The sequence below is a fragment of the Streptomyces mangrovi genome (assembly GCF_900114215.1).
In the GTDB taxonomy this organism is placed as follows: domain Bacteria; phylum Actinomycetota; class Actinomycetes; order Streptomycetales; family Streptomycetaceae; genus Streptomyces; species Streptomyces barkulensis.
The window spans coordinates 1-23,506 of sequence record NZ_FOSG01000009.1 but is presented as its reverse complement, the minus strand read 5'-3'; the positions used below and the strand labels follow the sequence as shown (position 1 = coordinate 23,506).

19 protein-coding genes, 1 tRNA gene and 2 pseudogenes are annotated in these 23,506 nt (G+C 74.0%); 13 read left to right on the top strand and 9 right to left on the bottom strand.

Translation table 11 applies throughout. From position 1 onward, the window contains the following. Positions 1–266: 266 nt before the first annotated feature. Complete coding sequence (locus BM237_RS14465; protein WP_093850052.1) at positions 267–1,532, top strand: sugar ABC transporter substrate-binding protein; 1,266 nt, start codon at positions 267–269, stop codon at positions 1,530–1,532. 215 nt (positions 1,533–1,747) lie between these two features. On the opposite strand, the gene BM237_RS14460 is transcribed toward BM237_RS14465, so the two are convergent. After that, positions 1,748–2,728, bottom strand: coding sequence for an acetylxylan esterase (locus tag BM237_RS14460; RefSeq protein WP_093850051.1), 981 nt, complete (start codon positions 2,726–2,728; stop codon positions 1,748–1,750). A 179-nt stretch (positions 2,729–2,907) separates the two neighbouring features. On the opposite strand from BM237_RS14460, the gene BM237_RS14455 reads away from it, so the two are divergent. Genes BM237_RS14455 through BM237_RS14445 form a run of 3 tightly spaced genes read left to right on the top strand, consistent with a single transcriptional unit; the run spans position 2,908 to position 5,868 of the window. After that, positions 2,908–4,314 carry a hypothetical protein gene (locus tag BM237_RS14455; RefSeq protein WP_139238109.1) on the top strand — a complete coding sequence of 469 codons (1,407 nt, stop codon included), beginning with the start codon at positions 2,908–2,910 and terminating at the stop codon, positions 4,312–4,314. 4 nt (positions 4,315–4,318) lie between these two features. Further along, on the top strand, positions 4,319–5,458 hold the full coding sequence (locus tag BM237_RS14450) for a molybdopterin-dependent oxidoreductase (protein WP_093850049.1): 1,140 nt from the start codon (positions 4,319–4,321) through the stop codon (positions 5,456–5,458). Further along, positions 5,458–5,868 carry a hypothetical protein gene (locus BM237_RS14445; protein ID WP_093850048.1) on the top strand — a complete coding sequence of 137 codons (411 nt, stop codon included), beginning with the start codon at positions 5,458–5,460 and terminating at the stop codon, positions 5,866–5,868. Before BM237_RS14450 ends, BM237_RS14445 begins: the two co-directional genes overlap by 1 nt. Here BM237_RS14445 and BM237_RS14440 read toward each other — a convergent pair. Genes BM237_RS14440 through BM237_RS14430 form a run of 3 tightly spaced genes read right to left on the bottom strand, consistent with a single transcriptional unit; the run spans position 5,763 to position 7,941 of the window. Next, on the bottom strand, positions 5,763–6,623 hold the full coding sequence (locus tag BM237_RS14440; protein WP_093850047.1) for a methyltransferase domain-containing protein: 861 nt from the start codon (positions 6,621–6,623) through the stop codon (positions 5,763–5,765). The genes BM237_RS14445 and BM237_RS14440 overlap by 106 nt on opposite strands. Then, positions 6,620–7,249, bottom strand: a complete 630-nt coding sequence (locus BM237_RS14435) for a TIGR04282 family arsenosugar biosynthesis glycosyltransferase (protein WP_093850227.1) — start codon at positions 7,247–7,249, stop codon at positions 6,620–6,622. Before BM237_RS14435 ends, BM237_RS14440 begins: the two co-directional genes overlap by 4 nt. 26 nt (positions 7,250–7,275) lie before the next feature. Continuing rightward, positions 7,276–7,941, bottom strand: a complete 666-nt coding sequence (locus tag BM237_RS14430) for a glycosyltransferase family 2 protein (RefSeq protein WP_093850046.1) — start codon at positions 7,939–7,941, stop codon at positions 7,276–7,278. Positions 7,942–8,065: 124 nt separating this feature from the next. Between BM237_RS14430 and BM237_RS14425 the strand changes: the two genes are divergently transcribed. Continuing rightward, positions 8,066–8,800: a response regulator transcription factor gene (locus tag BM237_RS14425; RefSeq protein ID WP_093850045.1), complete on the top strand. Its 735-nt coding sequence runs from the start codon at positions 8,066–8,068 to the stop codon at positions 8,798–8,800. A gap of 5 nt (positions 8,801–8,805) precedes the next feature. Further along, positions 8,806–9,909, top strand: a pseudogene (locus tag BM237_RS14420) (sensor histidine kinase); the annotation flags it as partial. Here the strand turns inward: BM237_RS14420 and BM237_RS14415 are convergent. After that, positions 9,893–10,933, bottom strand: a complete 1,041-nt coding sequence (locus BM237_RS14415) for an NAD-dependent epimerase/dehydratase family protein (protein ID WP_093850044.1) — start codon at positions 10,931–10,933, stop codon at positions 9,893–9,895. The pseudogene BM237_RS14420 and the gene BM237_RS14415 overlap by 17 nt on opposite strands. 171 nt (positions 10,934–11,104) lie before the next feature. On the opposite strand from BM237_RS14415, the gene BM237_RS14410 reads away from it, so the two are divergent. Next, a complete protein-coding gene (locus tag BM237_RS14410) occupies positions 11,105–12,301 on the top strand; it encodes a thiolase family protein (RefSeq protein WP_093850043.1) in 1,197 nt (398 codons plus the stop codon). Between the two features lie 109 nt (positions 12,302–12,410). Then, on the top strand, positions 12,411–13,886 hold the full coding sequence (locus tag BM237_RS14405; protein WP_093850042.1) for a lipase maturation factor family protein: 1,476 nt from the start codon (positions 12,411–12,413) through the stop codon (positions 13,884–13,886). Positions 13,887–13,895: 9 nt separating this feature from the next. Here BM237_RS14405 and BM237_RS14400 read toward each other — a convergent pair whose 3' ends face one another. After that, positions 13,896–15,215: an NAD(P)/FAD-dependent oxidoreductase gene (locus BM237_RS14400; protein ID WP_093850041.1), complete on the bottom strand. Its 1,320-nt coding sequence runs from the start codon at positions 15,213–15,215 to the stop codon at positions 13,896–13,898. A gap of 345 nt (positions 15,216–15,560) precedes the next feature. On the opposite strand from BM237_RS14400, the gene BM237_RS14395 reads away from it, so the two are divergent. From BM237_RS14395 to BM237_RS14375, 4 genes are all read left to right on the top strand, one after another. Then, positions 15,561–15,634, top strand: a tRNA-Pro gene (locus BM237_RS14395). 188 nt (positions 15,635–15,822) lie between these two features. Further along, positions 15,823–16,035: a hypothetical protein gene (locus BM237_RS29335; protein ID WP_093850040.1), complete on the top strand. Its 213-nt coding sequence runs from the start codon at positions 15,823–15,825 to the stop codon at positions 16,033–16,035. 227 nt (positions 16,036–16,262) lie between these two features. Further along, on the top strand, positions 16,263–17,441 hold the full coding sequence (locus tag BM237_RS14385) for a Cmx/CmrA family chloramphenicol efflux MFS transporter (RefSeq protein WP_093850039.1): 1,179 nt from the start codon (positions 16,263–16,265) through the stop codon (positions 17,439–17,441). Positions 17,442–17,914: 473 nt separating this feature from the next. Beyond that, positions 17,915–19,810: an ATP-binding cassette domain-containing protein gene (locus tag BM237_RS14375; protein WP_093850038.1), complete on the top strand. Its 1,896-nt coding sequence runs from the start codon at positions 17,915–17,917 to the stop codon at positions 19,808–19,810. 212 nt (positions 19,811–20,022) lie between these two features. Here the strand turns inward: BM237_RS14375 and BM237_RS14370 are convergent, their stop codons facing one another. After that, positions 20,023–21,231 (bottom strand): RNA-guided endonuclease InsQ/TnpB family protein, encoded by a 1,209-nt coding sequence (locus BM237_RS14370; protein WP_093850226.1) that lies wholly within the window; start codon positions 21,229–21,231, stop codon positions 20,023–20,025. Positions 21,232–21,256: 25 nt separating this feature from the next. Between BM237_RS14370 and tnpA the strand changes: the two genes are divergently transcribed. Beyond that, complete coding sequence (gene tnpA / locus BM237_RS14365; protein WP_093850225.1) at positions 21,257–21,673, top strand: IS200/IS605 family transposase; 417 nt, start codon at positions 21,257–21,259, stop codon at positions 21,671–21,673. Positions 21,674–21,778: 105 nt separating this feature from the next. Here the strand turns inward: tnpA and BM237_RS14360 are convergent. Both BM237_RS14360 and trxB read right to left on the bottom strand, forming a co-directional pair. Beyond that, positions 21,779–22,330 (bottom strand): annotated as a pseudogene (locus BM237_RS14360) (dihydrofolate reductase family protein); the annotation flags it as partial. Between the two features lie 199 nt (positions 22,331–22,529). Continuing rightward, a complete protein-coding gene (gene trxB / locus BM237_RS14355; RefSeq protein WP_093850037.1) occupies positions 22,530–23,504 on the bottom strand; it encodes a thioredoxin-disulfide reductase in 975 nt (324 codons plus the stop codon). Between the last annotated feature and the right edge of the window lie 2 nt (positions 23,505–23,506).

The window sequence follows — 23,506 nt, the reverse complement described above, 5'->3', positions numbered from 1 at the left end:
CAGCTTGCAATTAAACCGCAGGGGAGCGCCACCCCGCCCCCACCCCTCCCCCCCCGGCCGGACCCGACGTCCGGCATCCGGTGCCCGGCGTCCGGCGCTTCGATCACTCTTCGGTCACCCCGTGATCACGAAAGACCTTCCGAACCGGTTTATCCGAGGCTTCTGTGGACTAGACCTTGACTCCCTGATTGGTCTGCGCCAAAGCTGTGCAGACCCCACGCTCGCCCCCCACGCCCGTACCGTCGGCAACCTCCCAGGGGACAGCCATGCCCGTCCGTCGCCCTTTCCGCCTCCTCGCGTCCGCCCTGTCCGCCGCACTGCTGCTGAGCGGATGCGGTGCCTTCGCCGACACCGGCGACCAGGACCGGGACCGGACCCTCGACGTCTGGTTGATGCGGGGCAGCCTCTCCGGCGAACTCACCGACGCCGCCGTCCGGGACTTCGAGCGGCGCAACCCCGGTGTGGAGGTGAAGGTCACCGTCCAGGACTGGCCGGGAATCGACAAGAAGGTCACGGCGGCCCTCGGCTCCGGCGACGCGCCCGACGTGATCGAGGTGGGCAACACCCAGGTCGCCCAGTACGTGGAGGCCGGCGGAGTCTCCAACCTCACCATCAAGGTCTTCGACCTCGGCGGCGACCACTGGGTCCCGGGACTGGAGGAGCCGGGGAAGATCGACGGCTACCAGTACGGCGTCCCCTTCTACGCCGCCAACCGCGTCGTCATCTACCGCAAGGACCTCTTCGAGCACGCCGGGATCACCCAGCCGCCCACCACCCGCGAGGAGTGGATCGAGACCACCGCCCAGCTCAACCAGCCCGGGCGGCAGGGCATCTACCTGCCGGGGCAGAACTGGTACGTGCTGGCGGGCTTCATCTGGGACGAGGGCGGCGACCTCGCCGTCGAGCGCAGCGGCCGGTGGGCCGGCACGCTCGACACCCCCGAGGCGCTGCGCGGCATGGAGTTCTACAAGGAGCTCCAGTCCTACGGCCAGGGCCCCGTGGACTCCGACGAGTCCAGGCCGGAGCAGCGCGAGTTCTTCGCCGGGAACGAGATCGCCCAGATCATCGACGTGCCCGGCGCCGCGGAACTGATCGTCGAGAAGAACCCGGAACTGGCGGGCAAGCTCGGCTTCTTCCCGATCCCCGGCAAGGACGCGAAGGAGCCGGGTGCGGTCTTCACCGGCGGTTCGGTGCTGATCATCCCCGAGCGGGCCGCCGAGCCGGACGCGGCGTACTCCTTCGTCAAGCTGCTGACCGGCGAGAAGTGGCAGCGGAAGCTGGCCCAGACGATGAGCGTGGTACCCAACAGCACCGAGCTGGCCGACGCGCTGGAGGACGACCCCGGTGCCGCGGCGATGGCCGAGGGCGCCCGCAACGGGCGCGCCACCCCCAACTCGCCGCGGTGGGGCCGTCTGGAGGCGGACAATCCGATCAAGGCGTACCAGACGCGGGTGCTGCGCGGCGCCGACCCGAAGGCGGCGGCGCGCGAGGCGTCCCGGCGGATCACCGCGATCCTGAGCGGGCGCGGCTGACGCACGGCCGGCCGCGCGCCGAACACCGACGGCAGGCCGCCGATGCTCCGGCGTCCCGGATCCGGTGCGGAGCCGGGCGCCGGAGCCGGGCGCCGGCGGCGCGGCACCGGGGTCACGGCACCGCGGCCATGTCGCCTGCGGCCCCGGGCGCCGGGCTCGCCGCCCGGGGCCGCAGGGCCGGGGAGTCGGGCGGCCAGGAGGCGGGCGGCCCGGGGTCAGGCGGACGCCAGACCGCGCCCGCGCAGCCACAGAAGCTGCTCGCGCTGCTGCGAGGAGCCACCCCCGGCGTGGTCGCCGAAGTGCCAGACCCTGATGTCCTTGTCCTCCCCCGCGTAGCGGTGGTAGGCGGCGAAGACGGTCGACGGCGGGCAGACCGGGTCCATCAGCCCCACGCTGAACAGCGTTGGAGCGGTGGCGCGGCGCGCGAAGTGCAGGCCGTCGAAGTAGTTCAGCGTGGCGAAGACGGCCTCGGGGTCGATGCGCTGGTGCACCCCGAGGTAGTGGGCGATCTCCGGGTACGGGCCGGCCGCGGCCAGTTCGGCGCCGCGCCGGAAATGGCACAGGAAGGGCACGTCCACCAGCGCCGCCGCCACCTTCTTCGGCGCCAGCCCGGCCACGGCCAGGGCCAGTCCGCCCCCCTGGCTGCCGCCCACGACCACCACCCGGTCCGGGTCCACCGCCGGGTGCTCGCGCACGGCGTCCACGGCGCGCACGCAGTCGGCCATCAGCCGCCGGTAGTAGTGGTGGGCGGGGTCGTCCAGGCCGCGGGTCATGAAGCCGCCGACGTACTGCGGGGTGGTGTCCGGATCCGGGTCGGGGGTGTCGTGGCCCTGCCCCCGGCTGTCGACGACGAGGGTGGCGTAACCGGCCGCGCTCCACAGCAGGTGCTCGATGTACAGGCCCCGGCCGCCGCTGTAGCCGATGTAGTTGACCACCGCCGGCAGCGGCCCGTCCGCACCGCGCGGCAGGATCAGCCAGGCCGCGACGGGCTGGCCGTCCCAGCCGGGGAAACGGACGTCGAACACCTCCACGGTGCTCAGCGGCGCCTCCTCCACCCGCCGGTACTCCGCCGGTCCGGACGCCGCCGCGCGGGCGGCCGTCAGCGTCTTGGACCAGAAGGCGTCGAAGTCCGCGGGCTCGGCCACCTCGGGCCGGTAGGCGCGCAGTTCCTCCAGCGGAAGATCGGTCAACGGCATGCGGGCGTCCGTCCCCTCGTAGCGACAGCGGTAGTAAGCGCTTTCTCCGGAAATCTACGTTCCGCCGAGCCCCCGGTCAACGGTATCCGCCGCGCCGCGGGCCGGACGGATCTGACGGGTCGGTGACATCAGCCCGCGACACGGCTACGGAAGCTCCGCCTCCGCCTAGCGTGAACCGGGTGAGCATCCCACCCGTCCGCCCGGAGAACGCCTCCCCGCCCGATACCCCGGTTCCCGCCCCCCACCCCTGCCGGCTTGCGCCGCACCGCCGTGAACCGCGCCGTGAGCTGCGCCGGGACCTGTGCGCGGCCGGCGCCGCCGCGGCCCTGTTCGCCCTGGCCGCGCTCGTCGGCCACCTCCTGTACGACTTCGAGGTCCTGCGGCTGCGCTGGCCGCCGCTGTACGCGCGCTGGCTGCCCCACGCCGGTCCGGGCACACCCGCCGCCCTCTGCCTCGCCGTCCTCACCGTCGCGTACGGCCCGCCGCTGGCGCGCCGGCTGCCCTGGCGGCGCCTGCTGTTCGCCGCCTGGGGCGGCGCGATGGCCTGGTCGTGGTCGCTGGCGCTGGTCGACGGCTGGGACCGGGGGGCGGCCGGGCGGCTGACGACGAAGTACGAGTACCTCCGTTCCGTCGGCGACGTCCACGACGTCGGCGCGACGCTGCGCACCTTCACCGACCACATCCTGATGGACTCCCCCGGCAACTGGCCCGCCCACGTCGCCGGCCACCCGCCGGGCGCGCTGCTGACCTTCGTCGGGCTGGACCGCGTCGGACTCGGCGGCGGCGCCTGGGCGGCGGCCTGGTGCGTCACGACCGGCGCGTCGGCCGCGGTGGCGGTCCTGGTGGCGCTGCGGGTGCTGTGCGACGAGGGGACGGCCCGGCGCGCGGCGCCCTTCCTGGTGCTCGCCCCGTCCGCCGTGTGGATGGGCGTCTCGGCGGACGGCCACTTCACCGCCGTCGCCGCCTGGGCCGTCGCCCTGCTGGCGCTGTCGGCCACCGGCGCCGTCCGCGCCCCGCGCGCCGCTGCGCTGGGTTCGGGGGTGCTGTTCGGCTGGCTGGTCTACCTCTCCTACGGGCTGACGCTGATGGCGGTGGTCGCGCTGGCCGTCCTGGCCGTGGCCCGCACCGCGCGGCCCGTGCCGTACGTGCTGCTGGGCGCGGCCCCCTGGGTGATCGCCTTCACCGCCGCCGGCTTCTGGTGGTACGAGGGCTACACCACTCTGGTCGAGCGCTACTACCAGGGGGCGGCGGGCGTGCGGCCGTACGCGTACTACGTGTGGGCCAACCTCGCCGCGCAGGTGCTGACGGTGGGGCTCGCCACCGTGGCCGGGCTGCGGCGGGCGGCGACCGGGCCCGGGCGGCGGCACCGCGCGCTGGTGGTGCTGCTGGCGGGCGCGGTGTGCGCGGCGCTGGTTGCGGACCTGTCGGGGATGAGCAAGGCCGAGACCGAGCGCATCTGGCTGCCGTTCACCCTGTGGCTGCTGCCCGCCGCCGCGCTGCTGCCCGAGCCCGGCCACCGCTGGTGGCTGGCGGCGCAGGCGGCCGTGGCGCTGGCCGTCAACCACCTGCTGATCACCGGGTGGTGACGCCGTGAGCCCCACTCGCCGCACCGTCCCGTTCCGCTTCCGGGGCGGGCTGCACGACCCGCGCACCGCGACCGCGCTGGGCCGCTGGCTGGGCGCGGCGGTCCTGGTCTGCTTCGTCACCGGGCTGGTCGGCCACGTCCTCCAGGAGCCGCCGGACGCGCTGGCCGACCGGTTGCCGCCGAGGCCGGTGTGGGGCTACCGCCTCACCCAGGGCGTGCACGTGGCGGCGGGCATCGCGCTGGTCCCGCTGCTGCTCGCCAAGCTGTGGACGGTCTATCCGCGGCTGTACGTCCGGCCCGCCGTGCGCTCGCCGTTGCACGCGCTGGAGCGGCTGTCGGTGGCGGTGCTGGTGGCGTCCGCGCTGCTGGAGGTCTTCCTGGGCCTGATGAACACCGCCCAGTGGTACGTCTGGCCGTTCTCGTTCCGACGGGTGCACTGGGCGCTGGCGTGGGTGCTGACGGGCTCACTGCTGCTGCACCTGGCGGTCAAGGCGCCGGTGATCGCCGCGCACTGGCGGAGCCGGTCGGCGGGTACGCGGGCGCTGCCCGCGTCCGGGGCGGGCGACCGGCGGTCGCTGCTGCTGGGCGTGGGCGCGGCGGTCGGCGCGGTGACGGCGGTGACCGCGGGCCAGACCTTCGCCCCGCTGCGGCCCCTGCTCCTGCTCGCGCCGCGCCACCCGGACATCGGGCCGCAGGGGCTGCCGGTCAACCGCACGGCCGCCGCCGCGGGCGTCACCGACGCGGCGGTGCGCGACTGGCGGCTGGTGGTCGACGGCCCCCGCCCGTACACGCTGACGCTGGAGGAGCTGGCCGGGCTGACCCAGTGGGAGGTGGAGTTGCCGATCGCCTGCGTGGAGGGCTGGAGCGCGTCGGCCCGCTGGGGCGGGGTGCGGCTGCGCGACCTGCTGGAGCGGGCGGGCGCGCCCGCCGGCGCCCGGGTGCGGGTGGTCTCCCTCCAGCGGCGCGGCGCCTACGCCGTGACGGAGATGGGGGCCTCGTACGCCCGTGATCCGCTGACCCTGCTGGCGCTGCGCGTCAACGGCGAGACCCTGAACCGCGACCACGGCCATCCGGCGCGCGTCATCGCCCCGAACCGGCCGGGCGTGCTCCAGACCAAGTGGGTGTCCCGGCTGGAGGTGCTGTGATGACGGCGGTACGGGCGGCGCTCGGCGTCGTGGGCGGCGCGCTGCTGGCGGTCGGCGGATGGCTGCTGCTGTTCGCCACCCGCGAGGGCACGCCGCCGCGGGTGGCGGTGTGGCTGGCGGGCGCGGTGCTGGCGCACGACCTGCTGCTGGCCCCGCTGGTGCTGCTGGCCGGGTGGGCGCTGGGCCGCCTGCCCGCCCGGCCGGTGTGGCGGGGCGGGCTGGTGGTGGCCGGGTGCCTGACGCTGGTCGCGCTGCCGGTGATGCTGCGGCCCGGTCCGTACCACACCTCGCTGCTGCCGCTGGACTACGAGCGCTCGTGGCTGCTGGCGGTGTCGGCGACGGCGCTGGTGACGGCCTCGATCGCGGCGGCCGGGGCGGCCGCGCGCAGGCTGAGGAAGAAACGCCCGTAGGCGCTCCACTCCTCCACCACCGTCCAGCCCTCCCGTCCGGCCAGGGCCCGCAGGGCCCTCCGGCCCAGCCGGGCCCAGGGGAAGAGGGGGGCGTGCCGCTCGCTCCGGGCGCCGCTGCCGTCGTCCAGCCGGACCTGGAACCGCTCCTCGACCTCCGCCGGCGCGGCCTCGGCCAGCAGCAGGCCGCCGGGGGCCAGGAGTTCGCGGACGCGCGCCAGGAGGGCGGCCGGATCGCCGCCCACGCCGATGTTGCCGTCGATCAGCAGGGCGCTGCCCCAGCGTCCCTCCCCCGGCAGCGGTTCGAACACCGAGCGGCACAGCGCCGCCCCGCCTCGCTCGCGGGTGTGGCCGACGGCGGCGGGCGCGGTGTCGACGCCCAGGGCGGGGCGGCCCAGTTCGGCCAGGGCGGTGACCAGCCGTCCCGGACCGCAGCCGATGTCGAGCACGGCGCCGGTGCAGCGCCGCAGCACCGTCAGGTCGGCCTCGTCCGCCCCGGCGCACCAGCGCTCGACCTCCAGCGGCAGCAGCCGGCCGTCGGCGCGCCGCAGGAAGAGGGGCCCGCGCCCGGCGCGCAGCGCGCGGGTGTACGGGTCGGTGCGCCAGGGGTGCCGGCCCGTGGCCTCGGCGGCGTCCCCGGGGTTCTCGGGTGCCGCGGTCCGCGGGCGCGGGGTCGACGAATGCGGGGTCGACGAATGCGGGGTCGGAGGGTGCGGGGTCGGAGGGTGCGGGGTCGGCGGGTGCGGTGAGACGGTCACCGGACCACCGCCTGCCGCAGCCGGGCGTGCTCGACGGCGAAGCGGCCGCTGGTGCGGGCCGCGATCTCGGCCGCGTCCTCGGCGGTGTCCACGTCCCGCAGTACCGGCAGGTCGCGCACGACCAGTCCGGCGTCCAGCAGCAGCCGCCGCTGGAGGGCGCCGGTGCGCTCGGTGGACATCGGCACGCCGCGCACCAGTGCGGGGTCCGGGGCGGCCAGGCCCAGGGCCCAGAATCCGCCGTCGGCGGCCGGGCCGAACCAGGCGGTGCGGCCGGTCCAGGCGTCCGGCGCGAGCACCGGGGCCAGCAGGTCGGCGGTGAGCTGCGGGGTGTCCATGCCCACCAGCAGGGCGGGCCCGTCGCACGCACCGAAGGCCGCGGCGATCCGCTCGTCCAGCCCGCCCGCGCACTGCGGCAGCACCTCGTAGCCGTCGGGCAGCCAGGGGCCGGGGCGTCCCTGGAGCACCAGCACCCGGCGGCGGGCGGGCAGTTCGGCCACCGTCGCCAGGGTGTCGGCGAGCGCCGCCTCGGCCAGCCGGGCGGCCTCCTCCGGGGTGAAGGGCGGGGTGAGCCGGGTCTTGACCCGGCCCGGCACCGGCTCCTTGGCGATGACCAGCAGTGTCGTCATCGGGCCCGGGGCACCGTACAGAGGGCTCACCGCAGTACCTTCCGCATGTCGTGGACGGTCTGCCAGGTGCCGCGCCAGGTGCCGGTGACCTTCGAGCGGCCCGTGCGCGGCCGGTAGGGCACCTCGGTCTCCTCCACCCGCCATCCGGCGTCGGCGGCACGGACCACCATCTGGAGGGGGTAGCCGCTGCGCCGGTCGGTCAGCCCCAGTTCCAGCAGGGCGCGGCGCCGGGCCGCCCGCAGCGGTCCCAGGTCGCGCAGTCCCAGTCCCGTGCGCCGCCGCACCATCCGGGCCAGCGCGAGGTTCCCGGCCCGCGCGTGCAGCGGCCAGGCGCCGCGCCCGGTGGGTCTGCGGCGGGCCAGGACGAGGTCGGCGGAGCCCTGCCGTACGGGGGCGGCGATCCGTTCGGCCGCGCCGGGGTCGAGGGAGGCGTCGCAGTCGCAGAAGGCGACGATCTCGGCCTCGGCGGCCAGCAGCCCGGCGTGGCAGGCGGCGCCGAAGCCGCGGCGCGGCTCGTGCACCACACGGGCCCCGAGGTCGCGGGCGATGCCGGCCGAGCCGTCCGTCGAGCCGTTGTCGACGACGACGGCCCGCCAGCCGTCCGGGATCCGGGACAGCACCCAGGGCAGCGCCCGGGCCTCGTTCAGACAGGGCAGCACGATCTCCCCGAGGGGGATTGCGGGGTCGGTCATCTCCCTCACCTTACGAGAGCAAAACCGGCATTCCGGTCAGCCGACCTTACGAAACGCGGACGCCCTCCGACCGCCCGTCCCCGCCCGGCGACACGGCCGGACGGCCGGTGCCACACTCCCCTCCATGGCCGCCGTCCCGCCCCAGCCCGCCGCCCCGCCCCACCGTGTGCTCATCGTCGACGACGACCCGACCGTCACCGAGGTCGTGACCGGCTACCTCGGCCGCGCGGGTTTCACCGTGGACCGGGCGGCCGACGGCCCCGGCGCCCTGGCCCGCGCCCGCGCCGCACCGCCCGACCTGGTCGTCCTGGACCTGATGCTGCCGGGCCTGGACGGGCTGGAGGTCTGCCGCAGGCTGCGCGCGTCCGGCCCGGTGCCGGTGGTGATGCTCACCGCGCGCGGCGACGAGGAGGACCGCGTCCTGGGCCTGGAGGTCGGCGCGGACGACTACGTCACCAAGCCGTTCAGCCCCCGCGAGCTGGTGCTGCGGGTGGCCTCGGTGCTGCGCCGGGCCGGCGCACCGCCCGCCGCCGGACCGCTGCTGCACGGCGGCGGCATCACCCTGGACCCGGCCGCGCGGACCGCCCGTGACGGGCGCGGGCCGCTCTCCCTGACGCTGCGCGAGTTCGACCTGCTGGCGTACCTCCTGCGCCATCCTGGCCGGGCCTTCGGCCGCGAGGAGCTGATGTCGGCGGTGTGGGGCTGGGACTTCGGCGACCTGTCGACCGTGACCGTGCACGTACGGCGGCTGCGCCACAAGGTGGAGGCCGACCCGGCCCGGCCCCGGCTGATCACCACGGTGTGGGGCGTGGGCTACCGCTTCGACGGCGCGCCGGATGCCGCGCCCGAAGGGAGCTGAGCGGCATGCGCGATCTGCTGATCATCGCCCTGTACGCCGCGGCCGGCGCCGCCGCGGCCGGGCTGGCGGGCGCGCTGGCGCTGCGCGCGCTGCGCCGTCGCTCGGTGGCCGCCTCCCTCGCCGTCCTGGCCGCCGTCGCGATCGGCGCGATGCTGGCGGGGACGCTCTCGGTGGCCTGGGCGATGTTCCTCAACCGGCACGACCTGACCGTGGTGACGACCGTGTGCGCGATGGCCGCCGCCGCGTCCGCCCTCACCGCGCTGCTGCTGGGACGCCGGCTGATCGCCGGGCACCACGCGCTGGAGCGGGCCGCCCGCACCCTGGGGGAGGACGGCGGCTTCACCCCGCCCCCTTCCCCCATGCCCGCCGAACTCGCCTCTCTGGCAAGCCAGCTGGCCGAGGCCGGCGCCTCCCTGACCGCCGCCCGCGAGCGGGAGCGCGCCCTGGAGGCGTCCCGGCGCGAGCTGGTCGCCTGGATCAGCCACGACCTGCGTTCCCCGCTGGCCGGGCTGCGCGCCATGGCCGAGGCGCTGGAGGACGGCGTCGCCGAGGACCCCGGCCGCTACCACCGGCGGATCCGCGACGAGGTCGAGCGGATGGGCGCGATGGTCGGCGACCTGTTCGAACTCTCCCGCATCCAGGCCGGATCGCTCGCCCTCGTCCCCACCCGGATGTCGGTCTACGACCTGGTCAGCGACGCCATCGCGGGCGCCGACCCGCTGGCCGCCGAGCGCGGCGTGCGGCTGGCCGACGACGGCGTGGAGGCCGTCCCCGTGGAGGTGGACGGCGGGGAGATGACCCGCGTGCTGGCCAACCTCCTGGTCAACGCCATCCACCGCACACCGGCCGACGGCACCGTGGCGGTCGCCGCCCGCCGCGAGGAGGACGCGGTGGTGCTGTCGGTGACCGACGGCTGCGGCGGCATCCCGCCCGAGGACCTGCCGCGCGTCTTCGACACCGGCTGGCGCGGCAACGGCGCCCGCACGCCCCCGGCCGGGGCGGGGCTCGGGCTGGCCATCGTGCGCGGCATCGTCGAGGCGCACTCCGGGCGCGCCTCGGTGCGCAACGTCCCCGGCGGCTGCCGCTTCGAGGTCACCCTGCCGGCTGCGGCTGCCTCGGCGCCCGCCCCAGCGGCTCCCTCGCGAAGCGTGCCATCCCCTCGCCGAAACCGACCTCCGGCCTCCAGCCCAGTTCCCGGCGCAGCCGCTCGGAGGAGGCGGTGATGTGCCGTACGTCCCCCAGCCGGTACTCCCCCGTCACCACCGGCTCGGGCCCGCCGTACGCCGCGGCCAGCGCGCGGGCCATCTCGCCGACGGTGTGCGGCTCGCCGCTGCCGGTGTTGTAGGCGCGCAGCGTCCCCTCCGACCGCTCGCCGAGCGCCTCCAGGACCGCCACGTTGGCCGCGGCGACATCGCGGACGTGGACGAAGTCCCGGCGCTGCGCGCCGTCCTCGTACACCCGCGGCGGCTCGCCGCGCTCGAGCGCGGAGCGGAAGAAGGAGGCCACGCCCGCGTAGGGGGTGTCGCGGGGCATCCCGTCGCCGTAGACGTTGTGGTAGCGCAGGCTGACGGCCCGGCCGCCGGTGGCGCGGGCCCAGGCCGCCGCCAGGTGCTCCTGCGCCAGCTTGGTGGCGGCGTAGACGTTGCGCGGGTCGGCGGGTGCGTCCTCGTCCACCAGGCCGGGCTCCAGGGCGGCGCCGCACCCGGGGCAGGGCGGCTCGAAACGGCCCGCGTCCAGGTCGCGCGGCGAACGGGGACCGGGCCGCACCGCGCCGTGACGGGGACAGACGTACCGCCCCTCGCCGTACACGACCATCGACCCGGCCAGCACCAGGCGCCGCACACCCGCCCGGGCCGCCTCGGCCAGCAGCACGGCGGTGCCCAGGTCGTTGGCGCCCACGTACGCGGGGGCGTCCGCGAAGTCCCTGCCCAGACCGACCATCGCGGCCTGGTGGCAGACGGCGTCCACCCCGCGCAGGGCCCGCGCCACCGCCGCCGCGTCGCGGACGTCGGCCCTCGTCCCGCCCTCGCCGGCCGCGGTGTCGAGCACGGCGGGCTCGTGGCCCGCCGCTCGCAGGGCGTCGACGACGTGCGAGCCGATGAAGCCCGCTCCTCCGGTGACCAGTACGCGCATACGGCCACGCTAGGACCGGTCCGGGGGTCGTGCCCGTCACCGGCCGGGCGCGTCAGCGATTCGTAAGGATCCGGTGCCCGTGCCCACCCGTCCGGGGCAACGGGTGTGGGATCGGCCATGTGTGCCGACCGCTTCTGGTCATCGGACGGCCGTCCTGCCAGGATCGCTGCCATGGCCAACGATCTCCTGCGTGATGTGTATGTCGTCGATGCGGTGCGCACCCCGATCGGCCGGTACGGCGGAGCACTGGCCCGGGTCCGCCCCGACGACCTGGCCGCCCACGTCATCCGCGCCCTGGTCGACCGCACCCCCGACCTCGACCCCGCCCGAATCGACGACGTCGTCTTCGGCAACGCCAACGGCGCCGGCGAGGAGAACCGCAACGTCGCCCGCATGGCCGCCCTCCTGGCCGGCCTCCCCGTCACCGTCCCCGGTGTGACCGTCAACCGGCTGTGCGCCTCCGGTCTGGAAGCCGTCCTCCACGCGGCCCGCGCCATCGCCTGCGGCGACGCCTCCGTCGCCATCGCCGGCGGCGTGGAGTCCATGTCCCGGGCCCCCTGGGTGCTGCCCAAGCCCGAACGCGGTTTCCCGGCCGGGCACCAGCAGATGTACTCCACCACCCTGGGCTGGCGCATGACCAACCCCGCCATGCCCCCCGAGTGGACCGTCTCCCTGGGCGAGGGCGCCGAGCAGGTCGCCGACAAGCACGCCATCACCCGCGAGGCCCAGGACGCCTACGCGCTGGCCGGCCACCGCAAGGCCGCCGCAGCCTGGGCCGAGGGCGCCCACGACGCCCAGACCGTGCCCGTTCCCGGCACCGACCTGGCCCGCGACGAGTCCATTCGCGAGGCCACCTCGATGGAGGCGCTGGCCAAGCTCAAGCCCGCCTTCCGCACCGACGGCGGCACCGTCACCGCCGGCAACTCCTCCCCCCTCAACGACGGCGCCGCCGCCCTCCTGCTCACCGACGAGGCCGGCCTGAAAGCCACCGGCCGCGCCCCCCTGGCCCGCATCGGCGCCTCCGCCACCACCGCCATCGAACCCAACCTCTTCGGTCTCGGCCCCGTCCAGGCCGTGACCCGCGCGCTGGACAGGGCCGGCCGCGCCTTCTCCGACCTGGACGTCGTCGAACTCAACGAGGCCTTCGCCGCCCAGGTCCTGGGCTGCCTGGCCGAATGGCCCGACCTCGACCCCGCCGTCGTCAACCCCCACGGCGGCGCCATCGCCCTCGGCCACCCGCTGGGCGCCTCCGGCGCCCGTCTGGCCGGCGCCGTCGCCCACCACCTGGCCGCCACCGGCGCCCGCACCGGCCTCGCCGCCCTGTGCATCGGAGTCGGCCAGGGGCAGGCCCTCCTGCTGGAGCGCTGAGCGGGCCCGTACGGCCCCGCGCCCGCCCGTACGCCCACCCGCGCGACCGCGTGTGCGGCCACCGGGGCCCGCCGCATGACGGTGGGCCCCGGTGGTACACGTCTGCGCCATGGAGTGGGAATGGTTCGCGGCACCCGACTACTGGCTGAGCCGCCTGGTCCTCCAGCGGGGCCTGGCCGCCGTCTACCTCGTCGCCTTCGTCTCGGCGGCGCTGCAGTTCCGGGCGCTGTTCGGCGAGCGGGGTCTGACCCCGGCCCCGGACTTCCTGCGCCGGGTGCCCTTCCGCGACTCCCCCGGCCTGTTCCACCTGCGCTACTCCGACCGCCTCTTCGCCTCCGCGGCCTGGCTGGGCACGGCACTGTCGGCGGCGGTGCTGCTGGGTGCCGCCGACCGGGTGCCGCTGGCGGTGTCCATGGCGATGTGGGCGCTGCTGTGGGTGCTGTACCTGTCGATCGTGAACGTCGGGCAGACCTGGTACGCGTTCGGCTGGGAGTCGCTGCTGCTGGAGGCCGGCTTCCTGGTCGTCTTCCTCGGCAACGCCGACGTCGCCCCGCCGCTGCTCACCCTTGTCCTGCTGCGCTGGCTGCTGTTCCGGGTGGAGTTCGGCGCGGGGCTGATCAAGTGGCGCGGCGATCCGTGCTGGCGCAGGCTGACCTGCCTGGAGTACCACCACGAGACCCAGCCGATGCCGGGTCCGCTGAGCTGGTTCTTCCACCGGCTGCCGCGCCCGCTGCACCGGGTGGAGGCGGCCGCCAACCACGTCACCCAGCTCGTCATCCCCTTCCTGCTGTTCCTCCCCCAGCCGGTGGCGGGCGCCGCCGGACTGGCCGTGGTCGTCACCCAGCTGTGGCTGGTGGCGTCCGGCAACTTCGCCTGGCTCAACTGGCTGACGGTTGTGCTGGCCTTCTCCGCGATCGACGGCTCCGCGGTCGTCGACGCCCCCGCCCACGGCCCCACGCCCCTGTGGTTCGGTGCCGCCGTCATCGCCGCGACCGCGCTGGTGTCGGTGCTCAGCTACCGGCCCGCGCGCAACCTGCTCTCGCGCCGCCAGCGGATGAACGCCTCCTTCGACCGGCTCCACCTGGTCAACACCTACGGTGCCTTCGGCAGCGTGACACGCGTGCGGCACGAGGTGGTGATCGAGGGCACCGACGAGGAGCGGATCACCGATGCCACGCGCTGGCGCGAGTACGGCTTCAGGGGCAAGCCGGGGGACGTGCGCCGGCTGCCGCGCCAGTACGCGCCGTACCACCTGAGGCTGGACTGGCTGATGTGGTTCGCCGCGCTCTCGCCCTCCTACGCGGCGCCCTGGTTCACCCGGCTGCTGCACAGGCTGCTGGAGAACGACCCCGACACCCTGCGGCTGCTGCGCTCCAACCCCTTCCCCGGCGCCCCTCCCGTCCACGTACGGGCCCTGCTGTACCGCTACCGCTTCACCACCTGGCGGGAGCTGCGCTCCACCGGGGCGTGGTGGGACCGCGAGCTGATCGGCCCCTACGGGCCACCGGTCTCCCGGCGGCCCTCGGACGCGGACACGAGCACGGACAGCACGGACGCGGACAGCACGGACGCGGACACGCCGTGAGGGCGGCCGTCAGCCGCGCAGCCGGGCCGTCTCGGGCGAGGCGGTGTCCAGCGGCACCGACCAGGCGTCCAGCACGCCGAGCTGGACGGCCTGCCGCCGCAGCACGGCGTCCAGCGCCCAGTCGGCGGCCACCCGGATCCGGTTGCCCGGCATCGCCGCGAGGTGGTAGCCGCGGGTGACGAGGTTGGCGACCGGGCCGGACAGCGGAATGCCGAAGGGGTTGGCCGCGGCCTGCACCCCGCCGAGATCCACGACGAAGCCGAGGTCGCTGTGCTTGTAGGGGCGACGGGCGCCGACCCCGTAGGAGGCCATGACGTTGTTCGCGGCCGTCTTGCCCTGCCGGTGCGCGTGCTGGGCGGTCATCGCCGTGTACTGGCCGGGGTCGGTCAGGTCCGGCACCGCCGCGGCGTCGCCGCAGGCGAACACCTCGGGGTGGCCGGGGACGTTCAGGTACTCGTCGACGATCAGCCGCCCCTTCTCGGTCGGCAGGCCGAGCTGCTCCACCAGCGGGTCGGGCCGCACCCCGACGCACCAGATCAGCGACCGGGTGGGGACGAACTCCCCGGTGTCCAGGAGGACGCCGTCCTCGGTGGCCTCCTTCACCGAGGTCCCCGTGCGCACCTCCACCCCGCGTTTGCGCAGCACCCGGTCGGCGGTCTGCGCCAGCTTCTCGTCCAGGCCCGGCAGCACCCGGTCCGCGATGTCCAGCAGCATCCAGCGGGGCCGGGCGTCGGCCCGCATCCCCGTGGCGCTGCGGGCGTGCTGGCGGGCCAGGGAATCGGTGAACATCTTGCCGTGGGCGGCCACCTCGGTTCCGGTGTAACCCGCGCCGACGACCACGAAGGTGGTGCGCGCCCGGCACTCCTCCGGGTCCTCGGCGTTGGCGGCGAGGGCGACCTGCCGGCTGATGTGGTCGCGCAGATACAGCGCCTCCGGCATGCCCCGGAACCCGACCGCGTGCTCGGCCACCCCGGGAATGGGCAGCAGCTTGTTCACGCTTCCGACGGTGAGGACGAGCCGGTCGTAGCCCAGACTCTTCTCGGCCCCCTCGGGGTCGGTGTAGGTGATCGAACGCCCGTCGAGGTCCACGCCGTGCACCTCTCCCAGCACCAGCCGCACCTTCGGCAGCGTCCCGGCCAGCGACACCGAGACCCGGCGGGCCTCCAGGAGCCCGGCCGACACCTCGGGCAGCAGCGGCAGGTACAGGAAGTAGTCGTTCGGGTTCACCAGCACGATCTCGGCCGCCCCGCGGAGCTTCCGCGACAGCGTCCTGGCGGTCTGGTAACCGGCGAACCCGGCTCCGACGATCACAATCCGGGAACGGCTCACGTGCGACTCCAGTCCTCGGGACCAACGACCAGGGCAACCGCGTTTCCCACCTGCGTCCCGGCAAACCCGTCCCGGCCCCGGCCCCGGCCCCTGCCGCGGCCTTCCGCCGCCGCCCGCCCCTCCCCCACCACCGACAGGGCCGCCCCCTCGTACGCACCTGTCCTTCCGGCCGACGGGGCACACCGCCGCACACGGTGGGTGACGAAGTCGGCTTCCCAGGGCCCGGCCGGGAACGAAGATGATCTTCCGGCCCCGGCCCCCGAGGGGTGAGCGAGCACTCCCCGGAATGCGGTATGGTTTCTGTGCGCGAACGGCGAGGGACAAGATCCCGAACCGGGAGAGCATCGGGACGTGGCGCAGCTTGGTAGCGCACTTGACTGGGGGTCAAGGGGTCGCAGGTTCAAATCCTGTCGTCCCGACACTGTCGGAAGGCGCTTCGGCCGGGGAGAAATCCCAGGTCGGAGCGCCTTTCTTCGTCTGACGGAACACCAGGCCGACCGAGGCGCCGCCGCCCCCTTGGGGACCACTTGGGGACCAGCCGCGGGAAGAAACCGCAGATCAGAGCACGTTTCCTTGGGGACCAAGATCGCCTGGGTTCTCCACCCGATTGTGGGATGCCTACAACACCCGGCGTACCGCCCCCGGCGGCTTCGGCGGGCCGGCCGCCACCGCCGGGTGGGCGCTGAGCGAGCGGCCCGCCTCGGTGATCGACCGCGGATCCGGGTGCGGACAGCGCTGGGTGGTGGCCAGTGATCCGGACTTGGAGCAGACCCTGGTTGTCGCAGGCCATGACATCGGTGGCACGGGCCTGCGGCGGTGAAACCGGGGTGCTCCGGCGGGCGCCGACCGGGTAACGTGCGGGCCATGTCGAGTCCTGAGTCGGACAGGGTGGGGGCTTTCGGTCACGCCGTCAGCCCCCTGCACCACTGAGTCCGCAGCTCTCCGCCGTCCCGCCGCGTTCCGCGGCCGGGCGCGCGCGTGCCTTGGGGGCGGCCGCGGTGACGAGATGACCTCCTCTCGTACCTCTCCTCACCCCGGAGCCACTCGATGCCTCTCGCGCTGTATCTGCTCGCCCTGGCCGTCTTCGCCATGGGCACCTCCGAATTCATGCTCGCCGGCCTCCTGCCGGACCTCGCCGCCGATCTCGGCGTCACGGTCGGGGCGGCGGGCACGCTCACCTCGGCCTTCGCGGTCGGCATGGCCGTCGGCGCCCCCCTGATGGCCGCGCTGGCCCGCGCCTGGCCCCGGCGCGCCACCCTGCTCGGGTTCACCCTCACCTTCGCGGCGGCCCACGCCGTGGGCGCCGTCACCGCCAGCTTCCCGGTGCTGTTCGCCACCCGGATCGTCGCCGCGCTGGCGAACGCCGGATTCCTGGCCGTTGCCCTGACAGCCGCCGCCGCACTGGTCCCGGCCGACCGGAAGGGGCGGGCGCTGGCCGTGCTGCTGTCCGGCACCACGCTGGCCACAGTCGCCGGTGTCCCCGGCGGATCGGTGCTGGGCACGCTGCTGGGCTGGCGGGCCGCGTTCTGGGCCGTGGCCGTGCTCTGCCTGCCCGCGGCCCTCGGTATCCTCACCGGCGTCCCGGCCGACCGCGGGCGGCGGGAGACAAGCGGCGGGCCGGCGCTGCGGGTGGAGTTCGCCCAGCTCACCGGGGTGCCGCTGCTGCGGGCGATGCTGCTGGGCGCACTGGTCAACGCCGCCACGTTCGCCGGTTTCACCTTCCTCGCCCCGGTGGTGACCGGCCCCGCCGGGCTGGGCGAGTGGTGGGTACCGGTCGCCCTGGTGCTCTTCGGCGCCGGTTCCTTCGCCGGGGTCACCGTCGCCGGACGGCTGGCCGACCGGCGCCCCGGCTCGGTCCTCGCCGTCGGCGGCCCGCTGCTGCTGCTCGGCTGGCCGGCCCTGGCGCTGCTGGCCGAGCGGCCGGCCGTGCTGCTCGCCCTGGTGTTCGTGCAGGGCGCGCTGTCGTTCGCGCTGGGCGCCACCTTGATCACCCGGGTTCTGTACGAGGCCGCCGCCGCTCCCACCCTGGCCGGGGCGTACGCCACCGCCGCCCTCAACACCGGCGCGGCCACCGGGCCCCTGATCGCCGCGGCTGCCCTCACCACCGCCGCCGGGGTCCTCGGACCGCTGTGGACGAGCGGGCTGCTGGTCGCGGCCGCACTGCTCACCGCCCTCCCCGCACGGGCCGCGACCACACCCGGCCGAAACCCCGAAGCGGCCCGCTGAGCGGCACGCACACGCACACGCGTCCTCGCCGAGGGACCGAAAGCCCCGGGACGTGGTCAGCGGTGGGCCGGCGCGGTCAGGCGCCCGGGCGCGGCATGGCCGGACGGGCCCCAGGTGGGTTTGCCTCCGGGGCGGCCGTGCACGCCGGTGTCTGTGACGAGGACGCAGGTGAGTGCCTTCGACATCGCCCGGCCACGGGCCGGCGCAGAGAGGAGCAGCCGCGTCCCTGCGCAGAACCCGCGGGGGCACGCCGGTCCTCGACATGGACGATGCGCGGTTCGGGTACCGGCGATTCGGCCAACTCCCGCCGCGAGGCGAGGGCTTCGGCACGGCGGTCGCGCGGTCGCACCCCTTGCCGCGCAAGGGGTGCGACACGTCCGAAATCGAGCGCGTTCGGTTCCGTCGCCGCGTCGTTATGCCGTGCATCGCCGATGCCAACCGGGTGCGGCGCCGACCCGCGAGGAGAGACGCAGATGACGGTGACCAACGCCCCGACCACGCACACGGATACGGATACGCCTCCCCCGCCACCACCGGCCACCATCACCTTCGAGGGCAAACACGGAAAGAACCCGCTGGCCCAGGCCGGTTTCGGGGCGATGTGCCGGCGTCTGCCCACCGTGCTCGGACACACCGCGCGCATGACCTGGGCCGTCGACAGATCCTGCGTCGTGCTCCTGCTGGCCTGCCAGCTGCTGGCCGGCGCCACGGCCGCGACCGTCCTGGCGTTCACCGCGCAGGCCATGACCCATCTCCTGGGCACCGGCACCGCGTCCGAACGCCTGCACGGCGCGCTGCCCGCCCTGGCCGTGGTGACGGCCGCCGCGGGACTCGGCCGGATCAGCGGCGCCCTGGCCTCCTACGCCGACGGACGGATCACCCCGCGGCTGATGACCGAGGCGGACATCGCGCTGGTGGCCGCCGTATGCCGCGTGGAGGCCTCCGCGTACGGCGAGGACGGGTTCGCCGACCGGCAGGAGGCCGCCGAGGTCGGAGTCACCCGCACCCGGCTGATGGTGCAGGACAGCCAGCGGTTCATGGCCGCCCTCATCCGCATGACCGCCGCCGGCGGCGTCATCACCGCCCTGCACCCGATGATGCTGCCCCTGCTCCTGCTGGCCGTGATCCCCGCCGGCGTCGGCGCCGTGCTGTCCGCCCGCGTCGACTACGAGACCCACTACCTCAACGTCGGTGACCGCAACGTGCGCTCCATGATGCGCTGGTGGGCCACCTACCCCCGCCACGGCGACGAGGTCCGCGCCAACGGCATGACCGGCTACCTCGTCCACTGGTACCGCGCCCTGTCGGACCGGATCGACCGGCGCACCCTGACCGCCGCGCCCCGCATGCTGCGCATCACCCTGGCCAGCAGCGCCCTGGGCGGCACGTTCCTGCTGGGTACCTGGGCCACTCTCGCCTGGCTGGCCATCACCGGACGAGTGGCCCTGCCCGTCGCCGCCACCGCGGTCGTCGCCGTCCAGACCACCCTGGCCGCGCTCTCCCAGTTCGTCGTCCACGGCGCCGCGATGTTCCACACCTCGCTCTACCTGGCCGACATGCGCTCCTTCCTCGACCTGGCCGCCGACCGCGCGCCCCGGCGCGGCCGGGCGGCCATCCCCGAGCGGGTGGAGGAGATCCGGCTGGAGGAGGTCCGCTACCAGTACCCCGGCAAGGACGAGCCGGCCGTCGCCGGCGTCTCCCTCACCCTGCGCCGCGGCGAGATCCTGGCCGTCGTCGGCGAGAACGGCTCGGGCAAGTCCACCCTGGTCAAGCTCATCACCGGCATCCTCCTGCCCGACAAGGGCCGCATCCTGTGGGACGGCACCGACCTCGCCGCCGCCGACCCCGACGCGGTGTGGAAACGCACTGCCCTCGTCCCGCAGAACTTCGCCTGCTGGCCCCTGCGCACCCGCGAGAACATCACCCTCGGCCAGCCCCGGACGTACGACGACGCCCCCGTGTGGAAGGCCGTCGACGCCGTCGGCATGCGCGAGGCGGTTGAGAAACTGCCCCGCCGGCTCGACACCCTCCTGGCCAGGGAGCTGTGGGGCGGCGCCGAGCTGTCCGGCGGCCAGTGGCAGCGCCTGGCCTGCGGCCGGGCCCTGTACCGGCAGACCCCTCTGTTGATCCTGGACGAACCGACCTCCCAGATGGACGCGCGCGGCGAACACCGGATCTTCCTGGAGATCAAACGCATCGCCGCCGAGCGCATGACCATCGTCGTCACCCACCAGCTGGAGAACACCCGCCTGGCCGACCGCATCATCGTCATGCGCGAGGGACGCGTGATCGAGCAGGGCCGGTACGAGGAACTGGCCGACTCCGGCGGCCTGTTCGCCGAACTCGTCGCCCTCTCCCAGGACCGGTGAGGAACACGACGCCCCCGGCCCGACCTCCACCGGACCACCACGGCCGGGGGAGACACCACCGCTCCCCTGGCCGCACCCCCCGCACCCCCCGGCCACGGCCCGGCGGACAGCCCACCCGCCTCCTCGCATACCCGGTTCAACCGGGTGTTGACGAACCGGCTAACGCACCACGCGTTGACATCCTCGCTGCCCTGAAGGACGGCGATTCCCGCCTACCGCGCCGTTGAAGGCTGCGGTGTCGAGTGGGTTCCTGCTTCGCCGCGCGGTGCCGGGACGAGTCCCGGTCTTACCTGCGCTCCACAGGCTGATGCCGCCAGTCCGGCGGCCTTGGCGACGTTGACCGCCGCGTTGATGTCCCGGTCCAGGACCGCCCCGCACGCCTGGCACGTCCACTCTCGGATGTGGAGGGGCTTGGGGCCGTCCTTGACGCCGCACACGGAGCACACCCGGGAGGTCGGCTCGAACCGGCCGATCTTCACGAAGGTACGTCCGTACCGGGCGGCCTTGTACTCCAGCATGCTCACGAACGCCGACCATCCGGCGTCGTGCACGGACTTGGCCAGGCGCGTGCGCGCGAGTCCCTTCACCGCCAGGTCCTCCACGGCGACCGCTTGGTTGTCGCGGATCAGCTGTGTGGAGAGCTGGTGGTGGAACTCGCGGCGCGCGTCCGCGACACGGGCGTGTGCCCGTGCGACGCGGATCCTGGCCTTGTCCCGGTTCTTGCTGCCCTTCTCCTTGCGAGAGAGGGAGCGCTGCGCCTTCTTCAGGCGTTTTTCGGCCCGGCGCAGGAAGCGCGGGCTGTCGATCTTCGTCCCGTCGGAGAGGACCGCGAAGTGTCCGAGCCCGAGATCGATGCCCACCTCGGGCGCGACCTGGGGCAGGACTTCCTCCGGGCCGGTCTCCACGACGAAGGACGCGAAGTACCGGCCTGCCGCGTCCTTGACCACGGTCACCGTGGACGGCGTCGACGGCAGGGAGCGGGACCACTTCACCTTGACGTCGCCGATCTTCGGCAGACGCAGCTTCTGCCCCGGCGTGATCGACCAGCGGGCGTTCGCCGTGAACCGGACCGACTGCCGGGTGTCCCTCTTCGACTTGTACCGGGGCGCGCCCATGCGCGGGCGCTTGCCCTTCAGGCCGTCGAAGAAGTTCCGGTACGCGGTGTCCAGGTCGCGCAGCGACTGCTGGAGAACGACCGCCGACACCTCGCCGAGCCACGCCCGCTCCGGGGTGCTCTTCGCCTCGGTGATCAGCGCCTTCGACAGGTCGCCGGTCTTCGGGAACGGCAGCCCCTCGCTGCGGGCGGTCTCCCGAGCGCGAAGCGCGTCGTTGTAGACCACCCGCGCACACCCGAACGCCCTCGCCAACGCCATGCGCTGACCGACGCTCGGGTACAAGCGGAAGCTGTACCGAAGCTGCATGCGGATCATGGTACACAGTTGGTTTATGGGTATCGATGAGAACGTTCGTACTGGTCGTCACTGCGTCTTCCGCATGCATGTCCACTTGGTTTTCGTGACGAAGTACCGGCACTCCGTCTTCGTTGACCGGCACTTGACGCGGTGCGAGGAGATCATGCGGGCCGTGTGCGAGGACTTCGAGGCCGAGCTGGTCGAGTTCAACGGCGAGAACAACCACGTCCATCTCCTCGTGAACTTCCCGCCGAAGGTTGCCGTGTCCAGGCTGGTGAACTCCCTCAAAGGCGTGTCCTCCCGCAGGCTCCGCCAGGAGTTCCCCGACCTCGTCCGCCACTACTGGCGGGCACAGCGCCTGTGGTCCGGCTCGTACTTCGCCGGGTCCGTCGGCGGCGCGCCGCTCAGCATCGTGAAGCAGTACATCGAGCAGCAGAACCGGCCGCTCTGACCCGGGCTGAGGTGAACAGTGCAGATCCGTGCCCACAGCTGAGGTCAGAGCAGCTCTCAGATTCGCTTCACCACCGGGCTGAAGCCCGGTGCACTGCGAATAGTCCCGGTAGCGGAGGTAGACGACTCCCGAGCCGAAGGTGCGGGTCTCGACGAGTTCGAGGTCCACCCGGCGCTCGCGTTGGGGAAAGAACGGAATGCCACCGCCGACCAGCACTGGGTGGACCACGGTCCGGTACTCGTCGATCAGATCCGACGCGGCCGCCTCGGCGGCGAGAGTCGCGCCGCCGATCGCGATGTCACCCTCCCCCGGCTCGGCGCGCAACCGCTCGATCTCCTCCGACAGGCCGCCGGAGGCCAGGCGGGCGTTGCCCTGCACCGCCGGCAGCGTGGTCGAGAACACCACCTTCGGGAGCGGCTTCCAGAGCGCGGTCCACTCGAGCATTGAGTCGTCCAGCGATGGGTCCTGGTCGGCGGTCTCCCAGTACAGCATCGTCTCGTACAGCCGTCGTCCCAACAGGTGAACGCCGACCTCTCGAATCTCGTCGATCCAGAAGCGGAAGACATCCTCGTCGGGCGCCGTCCAGTCGAAGTCGCCGTCCGGTCCGACGATGTAGCCGTCAAGTGAGACGCCCATCGAGTAGGTCACGCTGCGCATCGGAAGCCCTCCTCGGTAACGGGTTCGACAGTACGACCGCCGAACGCCGCAGGACTCATCGCGGCTCGCGGAATCCCCTGGGCGGAGTCACCTCACGAGGTCATTTCGCCGGGAGAACCTCCGTGGCGTCGGTGGCGGTCACGGTGGCCATGGTGAATCTCCTTGTACCTCGGTGTAGGGGTGGGGGTGGGGTGGGGTCTCAGAGGGCGGCGGCGGCCGCGGCCCGGTCGGTCTTCTCCGGCTCGGCGTGGTGCTTCTCGGGGGCGTCGACCAGGGCGGCCAGATAGCGCTCGGCGTCCAGGGCGGCCGAGCAGCCGGTGCCGGCGGCGGTGATGGCCTGGCGGTAGGTGTGGTCGACCACGTCGCCGGCGGCGAAGACCCCGGGAATGTTGGTGCGGGTGGAAGGCGCGTCCACGGTCAGATAGCCCTCGCCGTCCAGGGTGAGCTGGCCGTGGAACAGCTCGGTGCGCGGATCGTGGCCGATGGCGATGAACAGCCCGGTCACCGGCAGCTGGGAGGTGGTGCCGGTGGTGGTGTCGCGCAGGGTCAGTCCGGACAGCTTGCCGCCGTCGGCGTGCAGCTCGGCGACCTCGCTGTTCCAGGCGAACTCGATCTTGTCGTCGGCGAAGGCCCGCTCCTGCATGGCCTTGGAGGCCCGCAGGGTGTCGCGGCGGTGGACGACGGTGACCTTCTCGGCGAAGCGGGACAGGAAGGTGGCCTCCTCCATGGCGGTGTCACCGCCGCCGACCACCGCGATGTGCTGATTGCGGAAGAAGAACCCGTCGCAGGTGGCGCACCAGGACACTCCGCGGCCGGACAGCTCCTCCTCCCGGGGCAGGCCGAGCTTGCGGTAGGCCGATCCGGTGGCGACGATGACGGCGCGGGCCCGGTGGGTGGTGCCGGCCGAGTCGGTCACGGTCTTGATCTCGCCCTCGAGGTCGACGGCGGTGATGTCGTCGGCGATCAGTTCGGCGCCGAACCGCTCGGCCTGGGCGCGCATGTTGTCCATCAGGTCCGGTCCCATGATGCCGTCGCGGAAGCCGGGGAAGTTCTCCACCTCGGTGGTGTTCATCAGCGCGCCGCCGGCGGTCACCGAGCCTTCGAAGACCAGCGGCTTCAGGGCGGCGCGGGCGGTGTAGAGCGCTGCGGTGTATCCCGCCGGCCCGGAGCCGATGA

Excerpts from the sequence above, each read along its gene's own strand:
- BM237_RS14425 (WP_093850045.1), top strand. The coding sequence starts at position 8,066 with ATGGCCGCCGTCCCGCCCCAGCCCGCCGCCCCGCCCCACCGTGTGCTC.
- BM237_RS14405 (WP_093850042.1), top strand. The coding sequence starts at position 12,411 with ATGGAGTGGGAATGGTTCGCGGCACCCGACTACTGGCTGAGCCGCCTG.
- BM237_RS14415 (WP_093850044.1), bottom strand. The coding sequence starts at position 10,933 with ATGCGCGTACTGGTCACCGGAGGAGCGGGCTTCATCGGCTCGCACGTC.
- tnpA (WP_093850225.1), top strand. The coding sequence starts at position 21,257 with ATGGGTATCGATGAGAACGTTCGTACTGGTCGTCACTGCGTCTTCCGC.
- BM237_RS14430 (WP_093850046.1), bottom strand. The coding sequence starts at position 7,941 with ATGACCGACCCCGCAATCCCCCTCGGGGAGATCGTGCTGCCCTGTCTG.
- BM237_RS14385 (WP_093850039.1), top strand. The coding sequence starts at position 16,263 with ATGCCTCTCGCGCTGTATCTGCTCGCCCTGGCCGTCTTCGCCATGGGC.
- BM237_RS14370 (WP_093850226.1), bottom strand. The coding sequence starts at position 21,231 with ATGCAGCTTCGGTACAGCTTCCGCTTGTACCCGAGCGTCGGTCAGCGC.
- BM237_RS14465 (WP_093850052.1), top strand. The coding sequence starts at position 267 with ATGCCCGTCCGTCGCCCTTTCCGCCTCCTCGCGTCCGCCCTGTCCGCC.
- BM237_RS14410 (WP_093850043.1), top strand. The coding sequence starts at position 11,105 with ATGGCCAACGATCTCCTGCGTGATGTGTATGTCGTCGATGCGGTGCGC.
- BM237_RS14375 (WP_093850038.1), top strand. The coding sequence starts at position 17,915 with ATGACGGTGACCAACGCCCCGACCACGCACACGGATACGGATACGCCT.
- BM237_RS14460 (WP_093850051.1), bottom strand. The coding sequence starts at position 2,728 with ATGCCGTTGACCGATCTTCCGCTGGAGGAACTGCGCGCCTACCGGCCC.
- BM237_RS14445 (WP_093850048.1), top strand. The coding sequence starts at position 5,458 with ATGACGGCGGTACGGGCGGCGCTCGGCGTCGTGGGCGGCGCGCTGCTG.
- BM237_RS14435 (WP_093850227.1), bottom strand. The coding sequence starts at position 7,249 with ATGACGACACTGCTGGTCATCGCCAAGGAGCCGGTGCCGGGCCGGGTC.